The organism is Limnohabitans sp. MMS-10A-178 (assembly GCF_003063375.1).
Lineage (GTDB): Bacteria > Pseudomonadota > Gammaproteobacteria > Burkholderiales > Burkholderiaceae_C > Limnohabitans_A.
This window is the reverse complement of sequence record NZ_NERY01000001.1, coordinates 1,175,403-1,193,074: the sequence shown is the minus strand read 5'-3', so window position 1 is coordinate 1,193,074 and position 17,672 is coordinate 1,175,403. Positions and strand designations below refer to the sequence as shown.

General features: G+C 52.0%; 16 protein-coding genes. 8 read left to right on the top strand and 8 right to left on the bottom strand.

Annotated features, from left to right (window positions below; genetic code table 11):
• Positions 1 to 28: 28 nt before the first annotated feature.
• Both B9Z32_RS05880 and B9Z32_RS05875 read left to right on the top strand, forming a co-directional pair.
• Positions 29 to 367, top strand: a complete 339-nt coding sequence (locus B9Z32_RS05880) for a rhodanese-like domain-containing protein (protein WP_108420352.1) — start codon at positions 29 to 31, stop codon at positions 365 to 367.
• A 62-nt stretch (positions 368 to 429) separates the two neighbouring features.
• Complete coding sequence (locus B9Z32_RS05875; RefSeq protein WP_108420351.1) at positions 430 to 1,752, top strand: TolC family outer membrane protein; 1,323 nt, start codon at positions 430 to 432, stop codon at positions 1,750 to 1,752.
• Between the two features lie 13 nt (positions 1,753 to 1,765).
• On the opposite strand, the gene B9Z32_RS05870 is transcribed toward B9Z32_RS05875, so the two are convergent.
• Both B9Z32_RS05870 and B9Z32_RS05865 read right to left on the bottom strand, forming a co-directional pair.
• Positions 1,766 to 3,079, bottom strand: a complete 1,314-nt coding sequence (locus tag B9Z32_RS05870; protein WP_108420350.1) for a 3-deoxy-D-manno-octulosonic acid transferase — start codon at positions 3,077 to 3,079, stop codon at positions 1,766 to 1,768.
• 34 nt (positions 3,080 to 3,113) lie between these two features.
• Entirely contained in the window at positions 3,114 to 4,517 is a 1,404-nt protein-coding gene (locus B9Z32_RS05865) for a phosphomannomutase/phosphoglucomutase (protein WP_108420349.1), read from the bottom strand.
• 108 nt (positions 4,518 to 4,625) lie between these two features.
• Here B9Z32_RS05865 and B9Z32_RS05860 point away from each other — a divergent pair, with 108 nt between their 5' ends.
• The 4 genes from B9Z32_RS05860 to B9Z32_RS05845 are packed head-to-tail and all read left to right on the top strand — an operon-like array spanning position 4,626 to position 8,311.
• Entirely contained in the window at positions 4,626 to 5,171 is a 546-nt protein-coding gene (locus tag B9Z32_RS05860) for a methylated-DNA--[protein]-cysteine S-methyltransferase (protein WP_108420348.1), read from the top strand.
• The gene (locus tag B9Z32_RS05855; protein WP_108420347.1) at positions 5,168 to 6,082 is read left to right on the top strand and encodes a DMT family transporter; all 915 of its coding nucleotides are present in this window, start codon (positions 5,168 to 5,170) and stop codon (positions 6,080 to 6,082) included. The genes B9Z32_RS05860 and B9Z32_RS05855 overlap by 4 nt, the downstream gene beginning before the upstream one ends.
• Before the next feature lie 7 nt (positions 6,083 to 6,089).
• Entirely contained in the window at positions 6,090 to 7,088 is a 999-nt protein-coding gene (locus tag B9Z32_RS05850; RefSeq protein WP_108420346.1) for a tripartite tricarboxylate transporter substrate binding protein, read from the top strand.
• A 2-nt stretch (positions 7,089 to 7,090) separates the two neighbouring features.
• Complete coding sequence (locus tag B9Z32_RS05845) at positions 7,091 to 8,311, top strand: flavin-dependent oxidoreductase (RefSeq protein WP_108421032.1); 1,221 nt, start codon at positions 7,091 to 7,093, stop codon at positions 8,309 to 8,311.
• Here B9Z32_RS05845 and B9Z32_RS05840 read toward each other — a convergent pair.
• The 6 genes from B9Z32_RS05840 to ompA form a co-directional block, all read right to left on the bottom strand.
• On the bottom strand, positions 8,275 to 9,360 hold the full coding sequence (locus B9Z32_RS05840) for an RNA methyltransferase (protein WP_108420345.1): 1,086 nt from the start codon (positions 9,358 to 9,360) through the stop codon (positions 8,275 to 8,277). The genes B9Z32_RS05845 and B9Z32_RS05840 overlap by 37 nt on opposite strands.
• A 27-nt stretch (positions 9,361 to 9,387) precedes the next feature.
• Positions 9,388 to 10,368: a tripartite tricarboxylate transporter substrate binding protein gene (locus B9Z32_RS05835; RefSeq protein WP_108420344.1), complete on the bottom strand. Its 981-nt coding sequence runs from the start codon at positions 10,366 to 10,368 to the stop codon at positions 9,388 to 9,390.
• Positions 10,369 to 10,371: 3 nt separating this feature from the next.
• The gene (locus tag B9Z32_RS05830; protein ID WP_108421031.1) at positions 10,372 to 11,286 is read right to left on the bottom strand and encodes an alpha/beta hydrolase; all 915 of its coding nucleotides are present in this window, start codon (positions 11,284 to 11,286) and stop codon (positions 10,372 to 10,374) included.
• A gap of 181 nt (positions 11,287 to 11,467) precedes the next feature.
• A complete protein-coding gene (gene gph, locus B9Z32_RS05825) occupies positions 11,468 to 12,136 on the bottom strand; it encodes a phosphoglycolate phosphatase (RefSeq protein ID WP_233248095.1) in 669 nt (222 codons plus the stop codon).
• Between the two features lie 15 nt (positions 12,137 to 12,151).
• On the bottom strand, positions 12,152 to 12,892 hold the full coding sequence (ubiG, locus tag B9Z32_RS05820; RefSeq protein WP_108421029.1) for a bifunctional 2-polyprenyl-6-hydroxyphenol methylase/3-demethylubiquinol 3-O-methyltransferase UbiG: 741 nt from the start codon (positions 12,890 to 12,892) through the stop codon (positions 12,152 to 12,154).
• Positions 12,893 to 12,981: 89 nt separating this feature from the next.
• Entirely contained in the window at positions 12,982 to 13,662 is a 681-nt protein-coding gene (ompA, locus tag B9Z32_RS05815) for an outer membrane protein OmpA (RefSeq protein WP_108421028.1), read from the bottom strand.
• A gap of 227 nt (positions 13,663 to 13,889) precedes the next feature.
• Here ompA and gyrA point away from each other — a divergent pair, with 227 nt between their 5' ends.
• Together gyrA and serC are read left to right on the top strand one after the other, a co-directional pair.
• Positions 13,890 to 16,547 carry a DNA gyrase subunit A gene (gene gyrA, locus B9Z32_RS05810; protein ID WP_108420343.1) on the top strand — a complete coding sequence of 886 codons (2,658 nt, stop codon included), beginning with the start codon at positions 13,890 to 13,892 and terminating at the stop codon, positions 16,545 to 16,547.
• Complete coding sequence (gene serC / locus B9Z32_RS05805) at positions 16,544 to 17,650, top strand: 3-phosphoserine/phosphohydroxythreonine transaminase (RefSeq protein WP_108420342.1); 1,107 nt, start codon at positions 16,544 to 16,546, stop codon at positions 17,648 to 17,650. Before gyrA ends, serC begins: the two co-directional genes overlap by 4 nt.
• The last annotated feature ends 22 nt before the right edge of the window (positions 17,651 to 17,672 follow it).

Genomic DNA, 17,672 nt, shown 5'->3' with positions numbered 1-17,672 from the left:
AACAAACCTCCATCAGAACTTTTCAGAAATGCAACAAGTCAGCCCCGCCCAATTCAAAGAATGGATCGCCCAATCATCTGCGCAAGGTCAACCCTTGGTTTTGGATGTGCGCGAAACTTGGGAGTGCCAATTGGCAAGCATTGCACCCGAAGGCTGTGAAGTTCAAATCATGCCCATGCAAACGATCCCTGCACGAATTGACGAACTGGACAAAAACAGAGCCATTGCCTGCCTCTGCCATCACGGCGGACGCAGCATGCAAGTGGCCACGTTTTTAGAGCATCACGGCTTCACAAACATCACCAACATCAGTGGTGGCATCCAAGCTTGGTCTGACCAGGTTGATGCCAGCGTACCTGTGTATTAAATTGAATTGAATTTAGTTGAGTTAATTTCTATTTCTATTGGCTTTTGCCTCGAAAGAACTTTATGAATTTGCGCCTTCTCCCCATCACCTTGGCCTTGTCTGCGGCTTTCGCTGGCTCAGCGCAAGCGCAGAACTTGATGTCTTTGTTCGAGACGGCTCGTGGCTACGATGCCACCTACAAAGCTGCTCAGTCGCAGTACACGGACAATTTGTCCAAGGGCGAGCAGGCCAAAGCCCTGTTGTTGCCCACAGTTGGCTTGACTGCCAACCTCAACAACACCAACTTCGATCGATTGACAGCCCCGACTGGAACCTTCTCTGCACAAAGCGCGGCACTGACTCTCAATGCTTCGCACCCCCTATACCGCCCCGCCAATTCTGCAAGTTACCAACAAGGCATGCGCCAATTGTCATTGGCAAGCATCCAACTCAAGGCCGCAGAGCAAGACCTCATGGTGCGTTTGAGCCAAGCTTATTTTGACGTGCTCATTTCTCGTGAAAGTTTGGAATTTGTGCGAGCACAAAAAACAGCGGTTGCCGAGCAATTGGCCGCTGCCAAGCGCAACTTTGAAGTTGGCACCTCCACCATCACCGACAGCCGCGAAGCCCAAGCTCGCTATGACTTGGTGTTGTCGCAAGAAATTGCCGCTGAAAACGATTTGCGCATCAAGCGCATGGCTTTGAATCAACTGGTGGGCCTGAACAACATCGAACCAAAATCTCTGTCGAGCAAAGCCAAGCTGACAGCCCCTGAGCTATCGTCTGTCGATCAATGGGTGCGCCAGTCCTCTGAGGCCAACCCCGTAGTTCTCCAAAATCGCGCAGCGCTCGACATTGCCAAACTTGAAACTACCAAGGCAGAAGCTGGCCACAAACCCACCCTTGACTTGGTTGCTGGCTTTACGCCCACACGCTACAAAGATGGAACAGGTATCAACGCAGGACAAGTTGATAACAATTTAACTTCCGTGTCTTTGTCATTCAACATGCCTTTGTTTGCTGGCTATGCCACACAAAATCGCATCAAGGAAACACTGGCCTTAGAGGAAAAAGCGCGCTCAGACCTCGAAGCTGCAGAACGGAATGTGGCGCAAGCTACGCGCACTGCGTTTTTTGGCTTGCTGTCTGGCATTGGTCAAGTCAATGCCTTGCAAGCTGCTGAAGCCTCAAGCCAAAGTGCTTTGGATGCCAACAAGCTGGGCTACCAAGTAGGCGTTCGCATCAACATTGATGTGCTCAACAGCCAAAGCCAGTTGTTCCAAACCAAGCGCGATTTGGCCAAGGCACGCTACGACGTCTTGCTGGGTCAACTCAGATTGCGACAAGCTGCTGGCGTTTTGACCGATGCCGATTTGGCTTCGATCAATGCACTCTTAAATCCTTGATTTAATCCTTGATTTAATCTTTGATTTTCAGCTGTGCCAGCACAGCTTGAACGGTGCGCTGCGTTGCCCCGCCATGTTGCTGTGCAAATTGAAAGGCATTCGCTGATTTCTGCTTTTGCAGGGGTCTGTTCTGAACGGTATCTGCAGCCAATTTCATGGCCGCAGCCATGTCAGACGCACGTTGTGCCGCACCGGCAGTTTCAGCGGCCTGCGAGGCCTCTGCAAAATTGAATGTGTGTGGGCCCATCACGATGGGACAAGCACAAGCGGCCGCCTCAATCAGATTTTGGCCTCCTAGTTTTTCAAAACTACCGCCCAGCAAGGCGGCATCGGCAAGGCTGTAATAAAGGGCCATTTCACCAAGGGAATCGCCCAACAAAATCACTGAACTGTCTTGAGCCGTCTCATTCAAAAGCGCTGCAGAAAACAAAGCCTCTTGGCTCCAAGTTGAACGCCTAGAAACTCGCAAGCCACTCGATGTGATAAGGCTTTCAACTTCGCTCACACGTTGGGGATGCCTTGGCACAATCAACCAATGAATTTGAAGCTCTGGATGCTGCTTGTTGAATGTCTGCCAAGCTGCCAACCACATAGCTTCTTCGCCCTCGCGCGAACTGGCCAACATAACCACTGGTGCGCTCAATTGTTCACGCCAAGCCCGTCCCATGGCTACTTGCGAAGCATCAGGTTTGGCATCAAACTTCAAATTGCCAAAAATGCCAGTGACTGAGGCCCCCAAAGATTTCAAACGCATGGCATCGTCTGGCGCCTGAGCACAGACTGCACTCAGACCCGCAAACGCAGGCTTTATCAATGACGCCCAACGCTGAGCTTGATGCAATGATTTTTCGCTCATGCGGGCATTGATGAGCATGATGGGAATGCCCTTTTCTTGGGCCTTGTGAATCAATTGGGGCCACACCTCGGTCTCAAGCAGCAAGCCAATTCGGGGTTTGAAAGCAGTCAAAAAGCGCTCAACCACTTCGGGAGAATCCCAAGCTTGCCAAACTTGAATATCGCCCTCCTGCAACAACTTGAGGCCCTCTTCGCGCCCCGTTGCTGTGCCATTGGTGAGCAACAATTTCATGTGGGGCATGGCTTGTCGCAAGCCTTGTAGCAAGATGGCGGCTGTGCGTGTTTCACCCAATGAAACTGCGTGAATCCAAATCCAATCGTTACAAGCACTCTGCTTGTAATATCCAAATCGTTCCTCGATGTATTGACCGTAGAGTGGCTCGGCTTGCGCACGCTTTCGCAGTTTCCGGCGCAACAGCGCTTGCGCCAAGCGCATGATCACGCCATAAAGCCAAAGAGAAAAGCCAGGCATCAATCAGTTGATCCGAAAAGGTCGGATGCAAGCCTCAATGTGAAGCGCTTTGCAAACTGGCATCGGGCTTGACAGTTTTAAGCAAGGTCAGCATGTCGTGTTCGATGCGGTGAAGTGCCGATTCTGTGTGGCCTTCAAAACGCAATACCAACACCGGCGTGGTGTTGGATGCGCGAATCAAACCAAAGCCATCCGGCCAATCGACACGCAAGCCATCAATGCCAGAAATTTCTGCAGGCGATACAAAATGTTGGCTGGCCACTTTCAACAACTGCGCTGTGAGCACGTGAGGCTCCCCCTCTTTGCAAAGCACATTCAACTCTGGGGTGCTGAAGCTGGTCGGCAATGCTTTGAGAACAGCGTTGGCATTGGGGCTGCGGCTTAAAATTTCTAACAAGCGACAACCCGCATAGGTGCCGTCATCGAAACCATACCAGCGTTCCTTGAAAAAGATATGGCCACTCATTTCACCACCCAATGGCGCTTGGCCACCATCGGCTTCAATTTGTTTCATCTTGGCTTTGATCAGGGAGTGCCCTGTTTTGAACATCAAGGCTTGACCGCCAGCGGCGCGAATGGCAGGCGCCAAACGCTGCGAGCACTTCACATCAAACAAAATAGTGCCACCAGGTACGCGGCTGAGAACATCTTGCGCAAACAATTGCATCTGGCGGTCTGGGTAAATGGTTTCACCATCCTGGGTCACAATGCCCAATCGATCGCCATCCCCATCAAACGCCAAACCCAGCTCGGCGCCTGAACTTTTCAAAGTGGCAATGAGATCTTTTAAATTTTCAGGCTTGCTGGGATCGGGATGGTGATTGGGGAAATTGCCATCCACCTCACTGAACAATTCAATGACCTCGCAACCCAAAGCGCGGAAGATACCTGGCGCACTTGCACCTGCAATGCCGTTGCCCGAATCGATCACAACTTTGAGTGGCCTTGCTAAGTGAATGCTTGACACAATGCGCTCAATGTAAGCAGGTAAAACGTCGATGGCGCGAACAGAGCCCCCCGCTTTCAGTTGCCATGATTCGTTTTCAATGATGTGTTGCAGTGCCTTGATTTCATCGCCATAAATGGCCCTGCCACCCAAAACCATTTTGAATCCGTTGTCATCTTTGGGGTTGTGGCTACCTGTGACCTGAATGCCGCTGTCGCAAACCGTGTTGGCGGCGAAGTAAAGTTGTGGCGTGGTGGTGAAGCCCACATCAATGACCTCAATTCCGACATCTACAAGCCCAAGCATCAATGCAGCTGACAAGTCGGGGCCGCTCAGTCGTCCATCCCGCCCAACCGCCACGGTGTTCCGCCCTTCTTTCAAGGCCAAGCTACCAAATGCACGGCCCAAGGCTTGAGCCAGACTTGCATCTAAGTTGCGCTGGTAAGTTCCACGAATGTCGTAGGCCTTGAAAATGGAGGCTGTAACTTGCATCAATAAATCCTTAGAATGAACGCGCGCGCTTGCGAGAACGCCGCTGAAAGTGAATGCGATTGGCCCCTATTGTAGGTCCGACAACATCAAATCGGATACCATCAAAACATGCAATATCACCCTGATACCTGCCTCAAAACACTGCAAAGCCCGTGGGGATTGCTCACTTTGGCAGCCAACGCCAAAGGGCTCTGTGGTGTTTGGTTTGAAAATCAAAAGCACTTTCCAGACACACAATCTTGGACAGTTGACAAGCACAACCCCCTGCTGCTTCAAGCCGAGCAAATTTTGGAACAATTTTTCCAACAAAAATGGCCGAAAGGCAGCTCTGCTCACACGGTTCTCAAAAAACTTCCGCTGGATACAAGTGGTGGGACTCCTTTTCAACAAGCTGTCTGGCAGGCCCTCATGAGCATTCCGATGGGACGCACGTGCAGTTATGGCGAGCTCGCAGCGGCCATCGGTCGGCCACGGGCTGTTAGAGCTGTGGGTACCGCCATTAGCCGCAATCCCATCAGCATCCTCATTCCCTGCCACAGGGTTTTAGGCACCCAAGGGCAACTGACCGGCTATGCCGGCGGCGAATGGCGAAAGCAAGCCTTGCTCACATTAGAAAACGCCAACTTCACGGTCAAAGCAAGCAGCAATCGATGAGCGACTCGCAAGCAAGTGCTTCGCCGGACTGGCGATTGGATTATTTGATGCTGGCGGCTCTGTGGGGCTCCTCGTTTTTATTCATGCGCATGGGCGCTTCTGAGTTTGGCGCCTTGGCTACAGCTTGGACACGCGTGTGCATTGCTACATTGTTTTTATGGCCGCTCATGCTTTGGCAAGGCCATTGGGCCTTGTTCAAGTCCAAGTGGAAAATCGTTTTGGGTTTTGGGGTTTTTAACTCTGCCTTGCCCTTTGCTTTATTTGCCTACGCTGTGATGCACATCTCAACGGGTCTTTCAGCCATTTTGAATGCGTCAGTGCCCTTGTTTGCCGCTGTGGTGGCATGGGTTTGGTTGGGCGATCGCTTGAATGGCTGGCGAATAGCGGGTTTGTTCATTGGCTTTTTAGGTGTCAGCCTGTTGGCAAGCAACCAAACCAGCTTTCACAGTGAAGCCAATCCAGATGCCAGCTTGTGGGGGCAATACACAGCCATTGCAGCATGCCTTCTTGCCACACTGTGCTATGCCATATCCGGTAGCTTTACAAAAAAGTACATGCCCAATTTACCCCCCTTGGTGTCTGCCACAGGCAGCCAATTTGGCGCCAGTCTGGCCCTTGCAGTACCGGCGCTTTGGGCCATGCCAGAGGCAATGCCAAGCTCTCAAGCTTGGCTATCCCTTATCATTCTGGGTGTGGCTTGTACCGGCATTGCCTACATTCTTTACTTTAGATTGGTCAACCGCGCAGGACCCGCCAGAGCACTCACCGTGACTTTTTTAATTCCTGTGTTTGCATTGATCTATGGTGTTGTATTTTTAAATGAAACGGTCACGCTCAGCATGATCTTTTTAGGCATGGTGGTCGTATTTGGCACAGCCATGTCGAGTGGTATTTTTCCAAAAATGAAATAATCGAACTATGAAACGACGCAACTTCACTCTCCAAACTACTTTCAGCCTGCTTGCAGGCATTTTGCTTGGGGCCAATGCCTTTGCCCAAACCGCGCCGCCCAGTGTGCTCACGGGTACCCAAGCGCCTATCAAGCTCATCGTACCGTTCACACCTGGCACAGGCATTGACCTGATTGCACGCACAGTGGGCCCCAAACTTTCTCAGCGCCTTGGCCGCCCAGTGGTCGTTGAAAACAGAGTGGGTGCGTCTGGCAACCTTGGCACAGAAGCAGTGGTAAGGGCTGCACCAGACGGGCAGACCTTGTTGGTCAGCGTCAACACCCTGGTGATGAACAGAAGCCTTTATGCCGGCCTAAGTTTTGACCCCGTGAAGGATCTGGCGCCCGTTATTTTGACCAGCTGGGGGCAGCTGTTGTTGGTCACGCACCCCAAGACCAACTTTAAAACGGCAGCCGAATTGGTGTCTCACGCCAAAGCCAACCCAGGCCGCCTCAATTACGCCTCGCCCGGTGTTGGCACACCCCACCATCTGTCCATGGAATTGTTCAAAAACACGGCCCAAGTGTTCTTAACGCACATCCCTTACCGCGGAACTGCGCCAGCAGTAACCGACTTGTTGGGCGGCCAGGTAGATGCCATGTTCCTTCCCATCCATGTGGCCTTGCCACAAATCAAGGCGGGCAAACTTGTGGCCTTGGGCATTGGCAGTGATCAACGTCATCCTTTGTTGCCCAATGTGCCAACCTTGAGTGAAGCCAAAGCAGGCAAAGTGAATGTTGACATGTGGTACGGCATCTTTGCACCCAAAAACACTCCCAACGACATCGTTCAAGCTTTCAACCGAGAAATCAAAACCATTTTGGCAAGTGAGGACGTTCAAAAAGCTTTCCAGCCGCAAGGCATGGATCCCGCCAACAGCACTCCCGAGGAGTTTGGAAAGCTGGTTGAGCGCGACGCCAACCGCTGGGCTGAACTGATCAAAATCCAGAACATCAAAGCGGAATGAACATGAACATTGCCATTGTGGGGGGCGGCATTGACGGTTTGAGTTTTGCGTTGGGTCTGCACAAGCGCGGCATTGATTGCGATGTCTTTGAAAGTGTGACCGACATCAAAGAAATTGGCGTTGGCATCACCTTGCTACCGCACGGCATGCGCGAGCTTGCAGCATTGGGGGTTCAAGAGGCGCTGGAGTCGGCTGGCATTGAAAATCTTGAAAGTGTGTTCTACACACAGCATGGTCAATACGTCTACCGAGAAGCCCGTGGCCGGCATGCAGGCTATGACCTGCCTGAAATAGGCATTCACCGAGGCAAGTTGCATCGCATTTTGTTTGATGCAGCTGTGAGCCGTTTGGGAGCCAACAAAGTGCACACGGGCATGCGCTGCACAGGCTTTTCCCAAAATGCCGATGGCGTTCAAATTGATTTTTCAAACGCTCACACGGGCCAGCCCGTTTCAGTCAAGGCTCAAATTGCAGTGGCATGTGATGGCGTGAACTCCGTCATGCGAAAGCAAATGCATCCCCAAGATGCACTTTGTTTTGCGGGCATCAATACGTGGCGCGGCGTCACAGTTCACCCGCCCATTTTGACTGGCAAAAGTTATTTGCGAATTGGCACTGTTGAAGTTGGCAAGATGGTCATTTACCCCATCATTGACAATGTCGATGGCAAAGGCAATAAGCTCATCAATTGGGTGGCTGAACTCCAAAAACCCAATGCCGCCATGAATGACTGGAATCGGCCAGGTGATCCGGCCGTGTGCGCAGAAATTTTCAAAGACTGGAAGTTTGATTTCCTGAATGTGCCCGAGCTTATTTTGAAAGCTGAGAAGGTTTTCGAATACCCCATGGTCGACAAAGATGCTTTGCCCTTTTGGACACAAGGCCGCGTAACCCTCATGGGCGATGCGGCTCACCCGATGTACCCTCGTGGCTCCAACGGCTCAGCGCAAGCGCTGATTGATGCTCGCACTTTGGCAGAGCAACTGAGCCAACACAGCAACCCACAAGACGCATTGAAAGCCTACGAAGCTTTGCGTTTGGCGCCCACGGCCAAGGTGGTCGAGACCAATCGAAATGTGCCACCCGACTTCATCATCATGAAGGCGCAAGAGCTGAGCGGCGGCAAGCCCTTCAGACACATCGACGACCTCATTAGCCAAGACGAGTTGCGCCAAATTTCTGACAATTACAAAACAGTGGCTGGCTTCGCTTTGACAAAGTGAATAGGCTTTTCTGCATTGGCAAGTTGAGACTCTCCGGCTGCAGCCTGGATTTGACGCGCACGCAATTGCCCGCATCCACCTTCCACATCTTGCCCTGCTGAATTTCTGAGCTTGGTCAAAATGCCGCGCCTGTGAAGCGTTCGCGCAATTTCTGCGGCTCGCTCCCATGAGGGTCGCTTGAAGGGCAAGTCGTCTACGGCGTTGTAGGGAATCATGTTCATGAGTGCATATTTGCCCTTTAGCAAGCGAACGATGCCCTCTATTTCCTCTTCCGTGTCATTGACGCCTTGCAGAAGTGTCCACTGGTATTGGATGGGGTAGCCCGTTTGTTGGGCATAAATTTCTGCAGCCTCTATCAACTCTTCAGGGCTCATTTTGGGTGCCCGTGGCAACAATTGGACACGCAAATCGGCGCGGGTGGAATGCAAAGAAAGCGCCAACGCTGGCTTGACCAAGCCAAGGGGCAATCGCTCAAAAACACGCGCGTCGCCCACCGTTGAAAACACCAATGATTTGTGAGCAATGTTGCCCACTGTGCCAAGCAGATCGATGGCCTCCAACACATTGTCTAAATTGTGGGCTGGCTCACCCATTCCCATGAACACCACTTTTTTGACGGGACGATGCAGCCTTGCAAAAGCAACTTGCGCCACCATTTCTGCACTGCCCACTTGGCGAATCAAGCCTTCTTTGCCCGTCATGCAAAACACACAACCCACTGCGCAGCCCACTTGAGAAGACACGCACACACCATCGCGGGGTAAGCCCACTGTTTCAACGGTCTGCCCATCTTGCAGAGCAAGTAGCCAACGCACCGAGCCATCTTCTGCAGGATGCGCTGATTGCAAGCGAAGCAAGTTAGCAAGTTTGTCAGACAACTCCGGCAATGCTTGACGCAAACCGGCAGGCATGAAGCTTTCTAAAGGCCGGCTGCCACTGTTTTGCGGCTTGGCTTGGGACCATAAACGCAAAATGCGTTGCTCATGGGCAGGACGTGCCCCCAAGCAACGCAATTGGTTTCGAATCTCACTGATTAGCTGAAATGTCATGCCGCTATTGGACATGAAATTTCTGCTTTATTGCATGGTAATGCCCGCGTCTTTGATCACTTTGCCCCAACGGTCCAATTCTTGAACCATCAGGGTGTTCAATGCCTCAGGGGAAGAAAGATCGGCCTCAACGCCAGCTGCATACAACTCCTTCTTTGTATCGGCTGAGTTCAAAACTTTGGCAATTTCAGCATTGAGCTTCATGACCACATCTCTGGGTGTGCCAGCTGGTGCCAAAAGTCCGAGCCAAATACTGGCGTTGTACCCAGGTACACCCGCCTCTTGCATGGTGGGCACATCAGGCAGCTGTGGAATGCGTTTAGAGGTGGTGACAGCCAAAGCCTTGAGCCTACCCGCGGGCACCTGCGCCATGGCATTGGGAACACCCGCAAAACTACTCTCAACCACACCCGCAACCAGGTCATTGGCCGCGCCACCACTGCCCTTGTAAGGCACGTGTTTCATCTTGACGCCTGTCATTGCGGCAAACATACCGCCCATCAAATGCTGCGCACTGCCGTTGCCAGATGATGCATAGTGAATTTTGTCAGGCGAGGCCTTGGCCAGCGCAATGAATTCAGCCACGTTGTTGGCTGGCACTTTGGGGTTGACCAACAACACATACGCAGAATCAACCAACTTGGCCACGGGCGTGAAGCTCTTAATGGGATCGTAGGGCAACTTGGGATAGATGGATGGGCTGATCACGTGCGTGGTAGACACCATCACCAAGGTGTAGCCATCGGGAGCGGCCTTGGCCACAAAGTCTGTGCCGATGGTAGAACCAGCTCCCGCCTTGTTTTCAATGACAAAGGGCTGCCCCAGTGAAACAGATAGTTTTTGCCCCAAGATGCGCGCCACAACGTCCGTGAAACCTCCGGGCGCAAATGGCACGATCAATTTGATGGGCTTGTTGGGATAGGCCTGCGCCAAAGCAAGGCTGGCTGAGCCCCCCAAAATGCAACTGAGCAGTGCAACTTTACAAAACTGTCGAACGGTGTGACGCATGGTTTATCCCCTGTAGATTGGTTCAGGCATGGTGTAGTAACTGTGCAGAATATGATAGGCCATCAAGTAGTTTTTTTGCTGAAAACTGGCATGAGAAATACCGGCCATCACACTGAACTGCTTGTCTGTGTTGGGCAGCAGTTTGTAGAAATCGACGAGGTCATCAAGACCCGCAATGCCATCGTACTCGCCACGCATCACAATGGTAGGCACAGAAATTTTGAGGGGATCGACCACTGGCAACTTGGAGCACATGTCTACGTACGTGCCAGTTGGCATGGAGTCATCCAAAGTCAGAATGGCATCTGCAAAAGCGCTGACTGTGGCTTGGTCAGCAGTGTCTGGATGGTCTCGATCAAAAATGCTGTGCACAAAAGCGCGATCAATGGGCCTGCGATTTTTGGCCAAAAACTCGGGTAATTTTTTGCGGCGCTGCTCCAAGGTATGGCTGCCCTCACCCGTCCAGACAAATGCATCAAGGGCCAATTTGGCAATTCGCTCTGGGTGATTTTGTGCAAACAATGCCGCCTTCAAAGCACCAGAGGAAATGCCATACAAATAAAGCTTTTGAGACACTGAATGCTTCAAAATGTACTCACTGCCTGCCGCCAAATCTTCTGCGCCATTGGCAATGTCAGAGTTGATAGGGCGGTGTTTGTCAGAGCGGCCATAGCCCTCGTTGTCCATGGTCCAGGTATCGAAGCCGCGCTCTGTAAACCAGTCCATGACGGAAGAGTAAGGACGGCCAGGCACCGACAAATCGAAGGTTGGCTGTGAGGCCATAGACGATCCGTGTACAAAGAAAATGGTACCGACATAAGGCACCTTGGGGGATGCTTTTTTCTGCCAAAGAAACAGATTGATATCACCCTTTTTTGTCCAATGCTCTACACCACCAGACCAAGTCACGTTGCTCATGAAAACTCCTGTTGCTAAATCATCGATAAATTCAGCCCATAGCATAACGGGGTCTTCAGATTTGACAGCCTCCAAAACCCCAAAAGAAGGTCAAGGCGCCCGTTTTTTGTGCAGAGAAGTACTACTCAGCGTGAAAATTTTTCCGAGCCCTAGGCTGGCTGTTAAATTCAGTTGAGCTTGTTCAGCTTGATATCAAATTTAACAACTCAGATGGCGAATGAATTTGGGCATGAGCACCCCATTTTTCAACATCGCTGTGCGCCCCCAAGTAGCCATAGGTGGCTGCCACCGTTTTCATATTTGCAGCATGACCCGCCACAATGTCACGCTCATCGTCACCCACATATACACAAGCTTCAGGTGCAATGCCTAAACGCCTGGCCGCTTCCAGCAAGGGGGCAGGATGCGGTTTAGCATGAGGCGTGGTATCGCCACTGATAACTACAGCCGCAGTCTCAAAAAGTGACATGCCCTGCGTGAGAGGCTCGGCAAAACGCTTGGACTTGTTGGTCACAACGCCCCAAGGCAATTTGGCTGATACCAGGGCCTCGATCATTTGTGAAACACCTTCAAATGCAAACGTTCTTTCGGTCATGCAATTTTCGTAATTGCAAAAAAATTCTTCTTTCAGTGCGTCGTATTCAGGATGCTCAGGTGTAAAACCAAAAGCCAAACCAATCATGCCCCTTGCGCCTGCGCCGGCCATGGGCCTGTAATGAAGCAGCGGCAAGGAAGGCATGCCGCGGTCTACTCGCATCTTATCGACGGCCGCCCCTAAGTCTGGCGCGCTGTCAATGAGCGTGCCATCGAGGTCAAACAACACCGCCTGAATGTTTTGAAACTTCATCATGGATGGTTTGAGCTTTCACACATCTGATGGCTTTTGAGTGGCCATCAGATAGTTCACGTCTGTGTCCGAGTTCATGGCGTAAACTCGAGTGAAAGGGTTGTAGCCCATGCCTTTCATTTGATTCAATGAAAGACCTTCGGATCGCACCCAATCGGCCAATTCACTGGGCTTGATCAAGCGGGCGTACTCATGAGTACCCTTGGGCAACAAATTGAGCACATACTCGGCGCCAACAATGGCAAACAAGAATGATTTTGGATTGCGATTCAATGTGGAAAAGAAAACCCAGCCGCCAGGCTTCACCAATTGAGCACACGCCTTGACAACTGCTGCAGGGTCGGGCACATGCTCTAACATTTCCATGCAGGTAACAACATCAAACTGGCCAGCTTGCTCAGATGCCAAATCTTCGGCGCTAATTTCTTGGTATTGAACACCTTGTGTGCCAGCCTCCAATGCATGCAATTGCGCCACTTTGAGTGACTTGACGGCCAAATCAATGCCCAACACTTGCGCGCCTTGTCTTGCCATCGCGTCGGCCAAGATGCCACCGCCACAACCGACATCAAGCACTTTCTTGCCCGCCAGTGGCACGAGGGTCTGAATCCAATTCAACCTCAAAGGATTGATTTGATGCAAAGGCCTGAATTCACTTTCAGTGTCCCACCAACGGTGCGCCAAGTCAGAAAACTTGGCCAGTTCGGCTGGATCCACATTGGATGAGGAAAATTGTGAGTGGGTTGTTTGTGAAGTCATAGCCGCCATTGTCTCCGAAAGTAAAAAAGCCTCCCGAAGGAGGCTTTATATGAACAATTTAGCTTGATTTAATTCAAGCTAAGGCTTGATCAGTTGGGGCGTGTACCCACAACTTCGATTTCAACGCGGCGGTTTTTGGAACGGCCAGAGTCTGTCTTGTTGTCAGCAACGGGTTGCTTCTCGCCCTTGCCTTCTGTGTAAACGCGGTTTTTCTCGATGCCTTTGGTTACCAAGTAAGCCTTGACAGCGTCAGCACGCTTGACAGACAAAGCTTGGTTGTAGGCGTCAGCGCCAACAGAGTCAGTGTGACCCACAGCAATGATCACTTCGAGGTTGATGGCTTTGACTTTGCCAACCAAATCGTCCAACTTGGCTTTGCCGTCAGCTTTCAAAGCTGATTTGTTAAAGTCAAAGAAGGTGTCAGCAGCGTAAGTCACTTTGGTGGCTGCAGCTGGGGGAGGTGCTGGGGGTATTGGTGCTGGTGCTGGTGCAGGTTTTGCTGCAGGAGCGGGTGCAGGCGCAGCTGCTCTTGGTGCGGGAGCTGGAGCGGGTGCGGGAGCTGGAGCAGCCTTAGGTGGAACAATGGCGCCATCGCAACCAGCAGCGGCTGTAGCAGGCGTCCAGGAAGCGTCTCTCCAGCAGAGATCATTTGTACCGTTTTTCCAAGCAGTACCGGCACTGTCGCGCCAGTTGGATACGGATTGAGCGCTTGCTGCGCTTGCCAAGGTGACTGAAGCCAACACCAATGCCACTTTGTTGAATTTTTTCATGGTTCTCCTCATGGGGATTAATACCGCAGACATCCTGCGAGAAAAGAGACGATTTGAATGACCATCACCCAAAACGTTGAATTCATTGTGCCATAGCTCTAAGCCAAATCCCCAATATGAGGAAAAGCCCTTATCTACCAACTTAGCAATCCCACCAATGTGTTGCAAATCAACGACAGTCTTTAGACCTAAAATGACAGTCTTTCACCCAGTGCGCCCGACCCCTCATGACCCAGTTTGCTAAAGAAACCCTCCCCATCAGTCTAGAAGAGGAAATGCGCCGCAGTTACCTCGACTACGCCATGAGCGTGATTGTGGGACGCGCTTTGCCCGACGCACGAGACGGCCTCAAGCCGGTGCACCGCCGTGTGTTGTTTGCCATGCACGAGCTCAACAACGACTGGAACCGCGCCTACAAAAAATCAGCGCGTATTGTGGGTGACGTCATTGGTAAATATCACCCCCACGGCGACCAATCTGTCTATGACACCATCGTTCGCATGGCGCAAGATTTCTCCATGCGTCACATGTTGGTGGATGGTCAAGGCAACTTTGGATCGGTCGACGGCGACAACGCTGCGGCCATGCGATACACCGAAATTCGCTTGGCCAAAATTGCGCACGAAATGTTGGCCGACATCGACAAAGAGACCGTCGACTTTGGACCCAATTACGACGGCTCTGAAAAAGAACCTTTGGTGTTGCCCAGCCGCATTCCCAACCTGTTGGTGAATGGCTCTGGCGGTATTGCGGTGGGCATGGCCACCAACATTCCACCGCACAATTTGAACGAAGTGGTTGACGCTTGCTTGCACATGCTGCGCAACCCCGAAGCCAGCATCGAAGAGTTGATGGAAATTATTCCTGCGCCCGACTTTCCGACGGCTGGCATCATTTATGGCATCAGCGGTGTCAAAGAAGGCTACCGCACAGGCCGTGGCCGTGTGGTGATGCGCGCCAAGTGCCACTTTGAAGACATCGACAAAGGCCAGCGTCAGTGCATCGTGGTGGACGAACTACCCTACCAAGTGAACAAGAAAACCTTGCAAGAGCGCATGGCCGAATTGGTTCACGAGAAAAAGATCGAAGGCATCAGCCACATTCAAGACGAGTCCGACAAATCGGGCATGCGCTTGGTCATTGAACTCAAGCGCGGTGAAGTGCCCGAGGTGGTGCTCAACAATCTGTACAAACAGACACAACTCCAAGACACCTTTGGTATCAACATGGTGGCCCTCATTGATGGCCAACCTAAGTTGTGCAACCTGAAAGACCTCATCAGCGTGTTCTTGCAACACCGCCGCGAAGTGGTCACACGTCGCACCGTGTTCACACTGCGCAAAGCGCGCGAGCGCGGTCACGTGCTCGAAGGTTTGGCTGTTGCCTTGGCCAACATCGATGAGTTCATTGCCATCATCCGCAATGCACCCACACCGCCAGTGGCCAAAGCCGAATTGATGACCCGCCGCTGGGACAGCAAATTGGTTCGCGAAATGCTCACACGCACGCGCGCCGATGGTGGCGCTGTCAATGCCGACGACTATCGCCCCGATGGTTTAGAAAAAGAATTTGGCATGGGCAACGACGGCTTGTACCGCCTGAGCGACACGCAAGCGCAAGAAATTTTGCAAATGCGCTTGCAACGCTTGACCGGTCTGGAACAAGACAAGATTGTGGTTGAGTACAAAGAAGTGATGTCTGAAATTGAAGACTTGCTCGACATCTTGGCCAAGCCTGAGCGCGTGTCCACCATCATTGGTGAAGAGTTGGGTGAGTTGCGCCAAGAGTTTGGCCAAACCAAAATTGGCGCGCGTCGCAGCTTCATTGAAAACAATGCGCAAGACTTGGCTACCGAAGACCTGATCACCCCCACCGACATGGTTGTCACTTTGTCGCACAGCGGTTACATCAAGAGCCAGCCTTTGTCTGAATACCGCGCCCAAAAACGTGGTGGTCGCGGCAAGCAAGCTACCGCCACCAAAGAAGACGACTGGATCGACCAGCTCTTCATTGCCAACACGCACGATTACATCTTGTGCTTCTCCAACCGCGGCCGTTTGTATTGGCTCAAAGTATGGGAAGTACCTGCAGGTTCGCGCGGTTCACGCGGCCGCCCCATCGTCAACATGTTCCCATTGCAAGAAGGCGAAAAGATCAATGTGGTCTTGCCCTTGACGGGCGACATGCGCAGCTTCCCCGCCGATCACTATGTGTTCATGGGCACCTCTATGGGCACCGTGAAGAAAACATCGCTTGATGAATTCAGCAACCCTCGCAAGGCCGGCATCATTGCCGTTGACTTGGACGAAGGCGACTTCCTCATTGGTGCAGCCCTCACAGACGGCAAGCACGATGTGATGCTGTTTAGCGACGGCGGCAAAGCTGTTCGTTTTGATGAAAACGATGTGCGCCCCATGGGCCGCAATGCACGCGGTGTGCGCGGCATGATGTTGGACGAGACACAAAGCGTGATTGCCATGTTGGTGGCCGAAGATGAACAGCAAAGCGTTTTGACTGCCACTGAAAACGGCTACGGCAAACGCACTTCCATCACCGAATACACACGCCATGGTCGCGGCACCAAAGGCATGATTGCCATCCAGCAATCTGAGCGCAATGGCAAGGTGGTTGCCGCCACCTTAGTTCATGCAGACGACGAAATCATGCTCATCACCGACACCGGTGTGTTGGTTCGCACCCGTGTTTCTGAAATTCGCGAATTGGGTCGCGCCACACAAGGTGTCACCCTGATCGGTTTAGACGATGGTGCCAAATTGTCTGGCTTACAACGCATTGTGGAAAACGATGCCAATGTGCAAGACGATGCAAACGAAGGCGCCGCTGATGCAGAGGGCGATGCCGGCGAAAGTGGTTCTGCTGAATGACACGACCGTTCAACTTCTCTGCCGGCCCTGCCGCCATTCCCGATGCCGTCTTGATTCAGGCCGCCAGTGAAATGCTGGACTGGCATGGCAGCGGCATGGGCGTGATGGAAATGAGCCACCGCGGCAAAGAGTTCACGGCTATTTACGAAGAAGCAGAATCCGATCTGCGTGAATTGTTGGCAATACCGAGCCACTTCAAAATTCTGTTCATGCAAGGCGGCGGCATTGCCGAAAATGCCATCGTGCCTTTGAATTTGTCTCAAGAAGGCACGGTCGATTTTGTGCTTACCGGCACCTGGAGCCAAAAGTCATTCAAAGAGGCAGCTCAGTTTTGCAAGCCATATTTGGCGGCCAGCGCTCAAAGCACCAAGTTCACCACCATCCCCTCTCCTGCTGAATGGCAGTTAAGCGCCAACGCAAACTATGTACATGTTTGCACCAACGAGACCATCGATGGTGTTGAATTCAATGCGCTGCCCGACCTGAAGGCCCTGGGCAGCAACGCCCCCTTGGTCATTGATTTTTCGTCTCACGTTGCCTCGCGCAGCATCGATTGGTCCAAAGTGGGCTTGGCATTTGGTGGCGCACAAAAGAACCTAGGCCCCGCAGGTCTCACTTTGGTGGTGGTGCGAGAAGACCTGTTGGGCAAAGCCATGAAACATTGCCCCAGTGCGTTCAATTACAAAATGGTGGCCGACAACGGCTCCATGTACAACACGCCTCCCACTTATTCCATCTACATTGCAGGTTTGGTTTTCAAATGGTTGAAATCACAAACAGAAAATGGCATGAAAGGTGTAGCCGCCATGGAGCAGCGCAACATGGCCAAAGCCAAGTTGCTTTACGATTACCTTGATCAATCCCAGCTGTACGAAAATCGTGTTGACAAATCATGCCGCTCGCGCATGAACATTCCGTTCTACCTGCGTGATGAGTCACGCAACGATGCTTTCTTAGCGGGCGCCAAAGCCCGCGGCTTGCTGCAACTCAAAGGCCATAAATCTGTGGGCGGTATGCGCGCCAGTATTTACAACGCCATGCCACTGGAAGGCGTGCAGGCGCTGGTGTCTTACCTCCAAGATTTCGAAACAAAACAGGCTTGAACAAAATCGTTCAAGCGTTTGA

What these genes read in the sequence shown, in the direction of transcription:
- B9Z32_RS05880 (WP_108420352.1), top strand. Translation starts at nt 29, where the DNA reads ATGCAACAAGTCAGCCCCGCCCAATTCAAAGAATGGATCGCCCAATCA.
- B9Z32_RS05875 (WP_108420351.1), top strand. Translation starts at nt 430, where the DNA reads ATGAATTTGCGCCTTCTCCCCATCACCTTGGCCTTGTCTGCGGCTTTC.
- B9Z32_RS05870 (WP_108420350.1), bottom strand. Translation starts at nt 3,079, where the DNA reads ATGCCTGGCTTTTCTCTTTGGCTTTATGGCGTGATCATGCGCTTGGCG.
- B9Z32_RS05865 (WP_108420349.1), bottom strand. Translation starts at nt 4,517, where the DNA reads ATGCAAGTTACAGCCTCCATTTTCAAGGCCTACGACATTCGTGGAACT.
- B9Z32_RS05860 (WP_108420348.1), top strand. Translation starts at nt 4,626, where the DNA reads ATGCAATATCACCCTGATACCTGCCTCAAAACACTGCAAAGCCCGTGG.
- B9Z32_RS05855 (WP_108420347.1), top strand. Translation starts at nt 5,168, where the DNA reads ATGAGCGACTCGCAAGCAAGTGCTTCGCCGGACTGGCGATTGGATTAT.
- B9Z32_RS05850 (WP_108420346.1), top strand. Translation starts at nt 6,090, where the DNA reads ATGAAACGACGCAACTTCACTCTCCAAACTACTTTCAGCCTGCTTGCA.
- B9Z32_RS05845 (WP_108421032.1), top strand. Translation starts at nt 7,091, where the DNA reads ATGAACATTGCCATTGTGGGGGGCGGCATTGACGGTTTGAGTTTTGCG.
- B9Z32_RS05840 (WP_108420345.1), bottom strand. Translation starts at nt 9,360, where the DNA reads ATGACATTTCAGCTAATCAGTGAGATTCGAAACCAATTGCGTTGCTTG.
- B9Z32_RS05835 (WP_108420344.1), bottom strand. Translation starts at nt 10,368, where the DNA reads ATGCGTCACACCGTTCGACAGTTTTGTAAAGTTGCACTGCTCAGTTGC.
- B9Z32_RS05830 (WP_108421031.1), bottom strand. Translation starts at nt 11,286, where the DNA reads ATGAGCAACGTGACTTGGTCTGGTGGTGTAGAGCATTGGACAAAAAAG.
- gph (WP_233248095.1), bottom strand. Translation starts at nt 12,136, where the DNA reads ATGATGAAGTTTCAAAACATTCAGGCGGTGTTGTTTGACCTCGATGGC.
- ubiG (WP_108421029.1), bottom strand. Translation starts at nt 12,892, where the DNA reads ATGACTTCACAAACAACCCACTCACAATTTTCCTCATCCAATGTGGAT.
- ompA (WP_108421028.1), bottom strand. Translation starts at nt 13,662, where the DNA reads ATGAAAAAATTCAACAAAGTGGCATTGGTGTTGGCTTCAGTCACCTTG.
- gyrA (WP_108420343.1), top strand. Translation starts at nt 13,890, where the DNA reads ATGACCCAGTTTGCTAAAGAAACCCTCCCCATCAGTCTAGAAGAGGAA.
- serC (WP_108420342.1), top strand. Translation starts at nt 16,544, where the DNA reads ATGACACGACCGTTCAACTTCTCTGCCGGCCCTGCCGCCATTCCCGAT.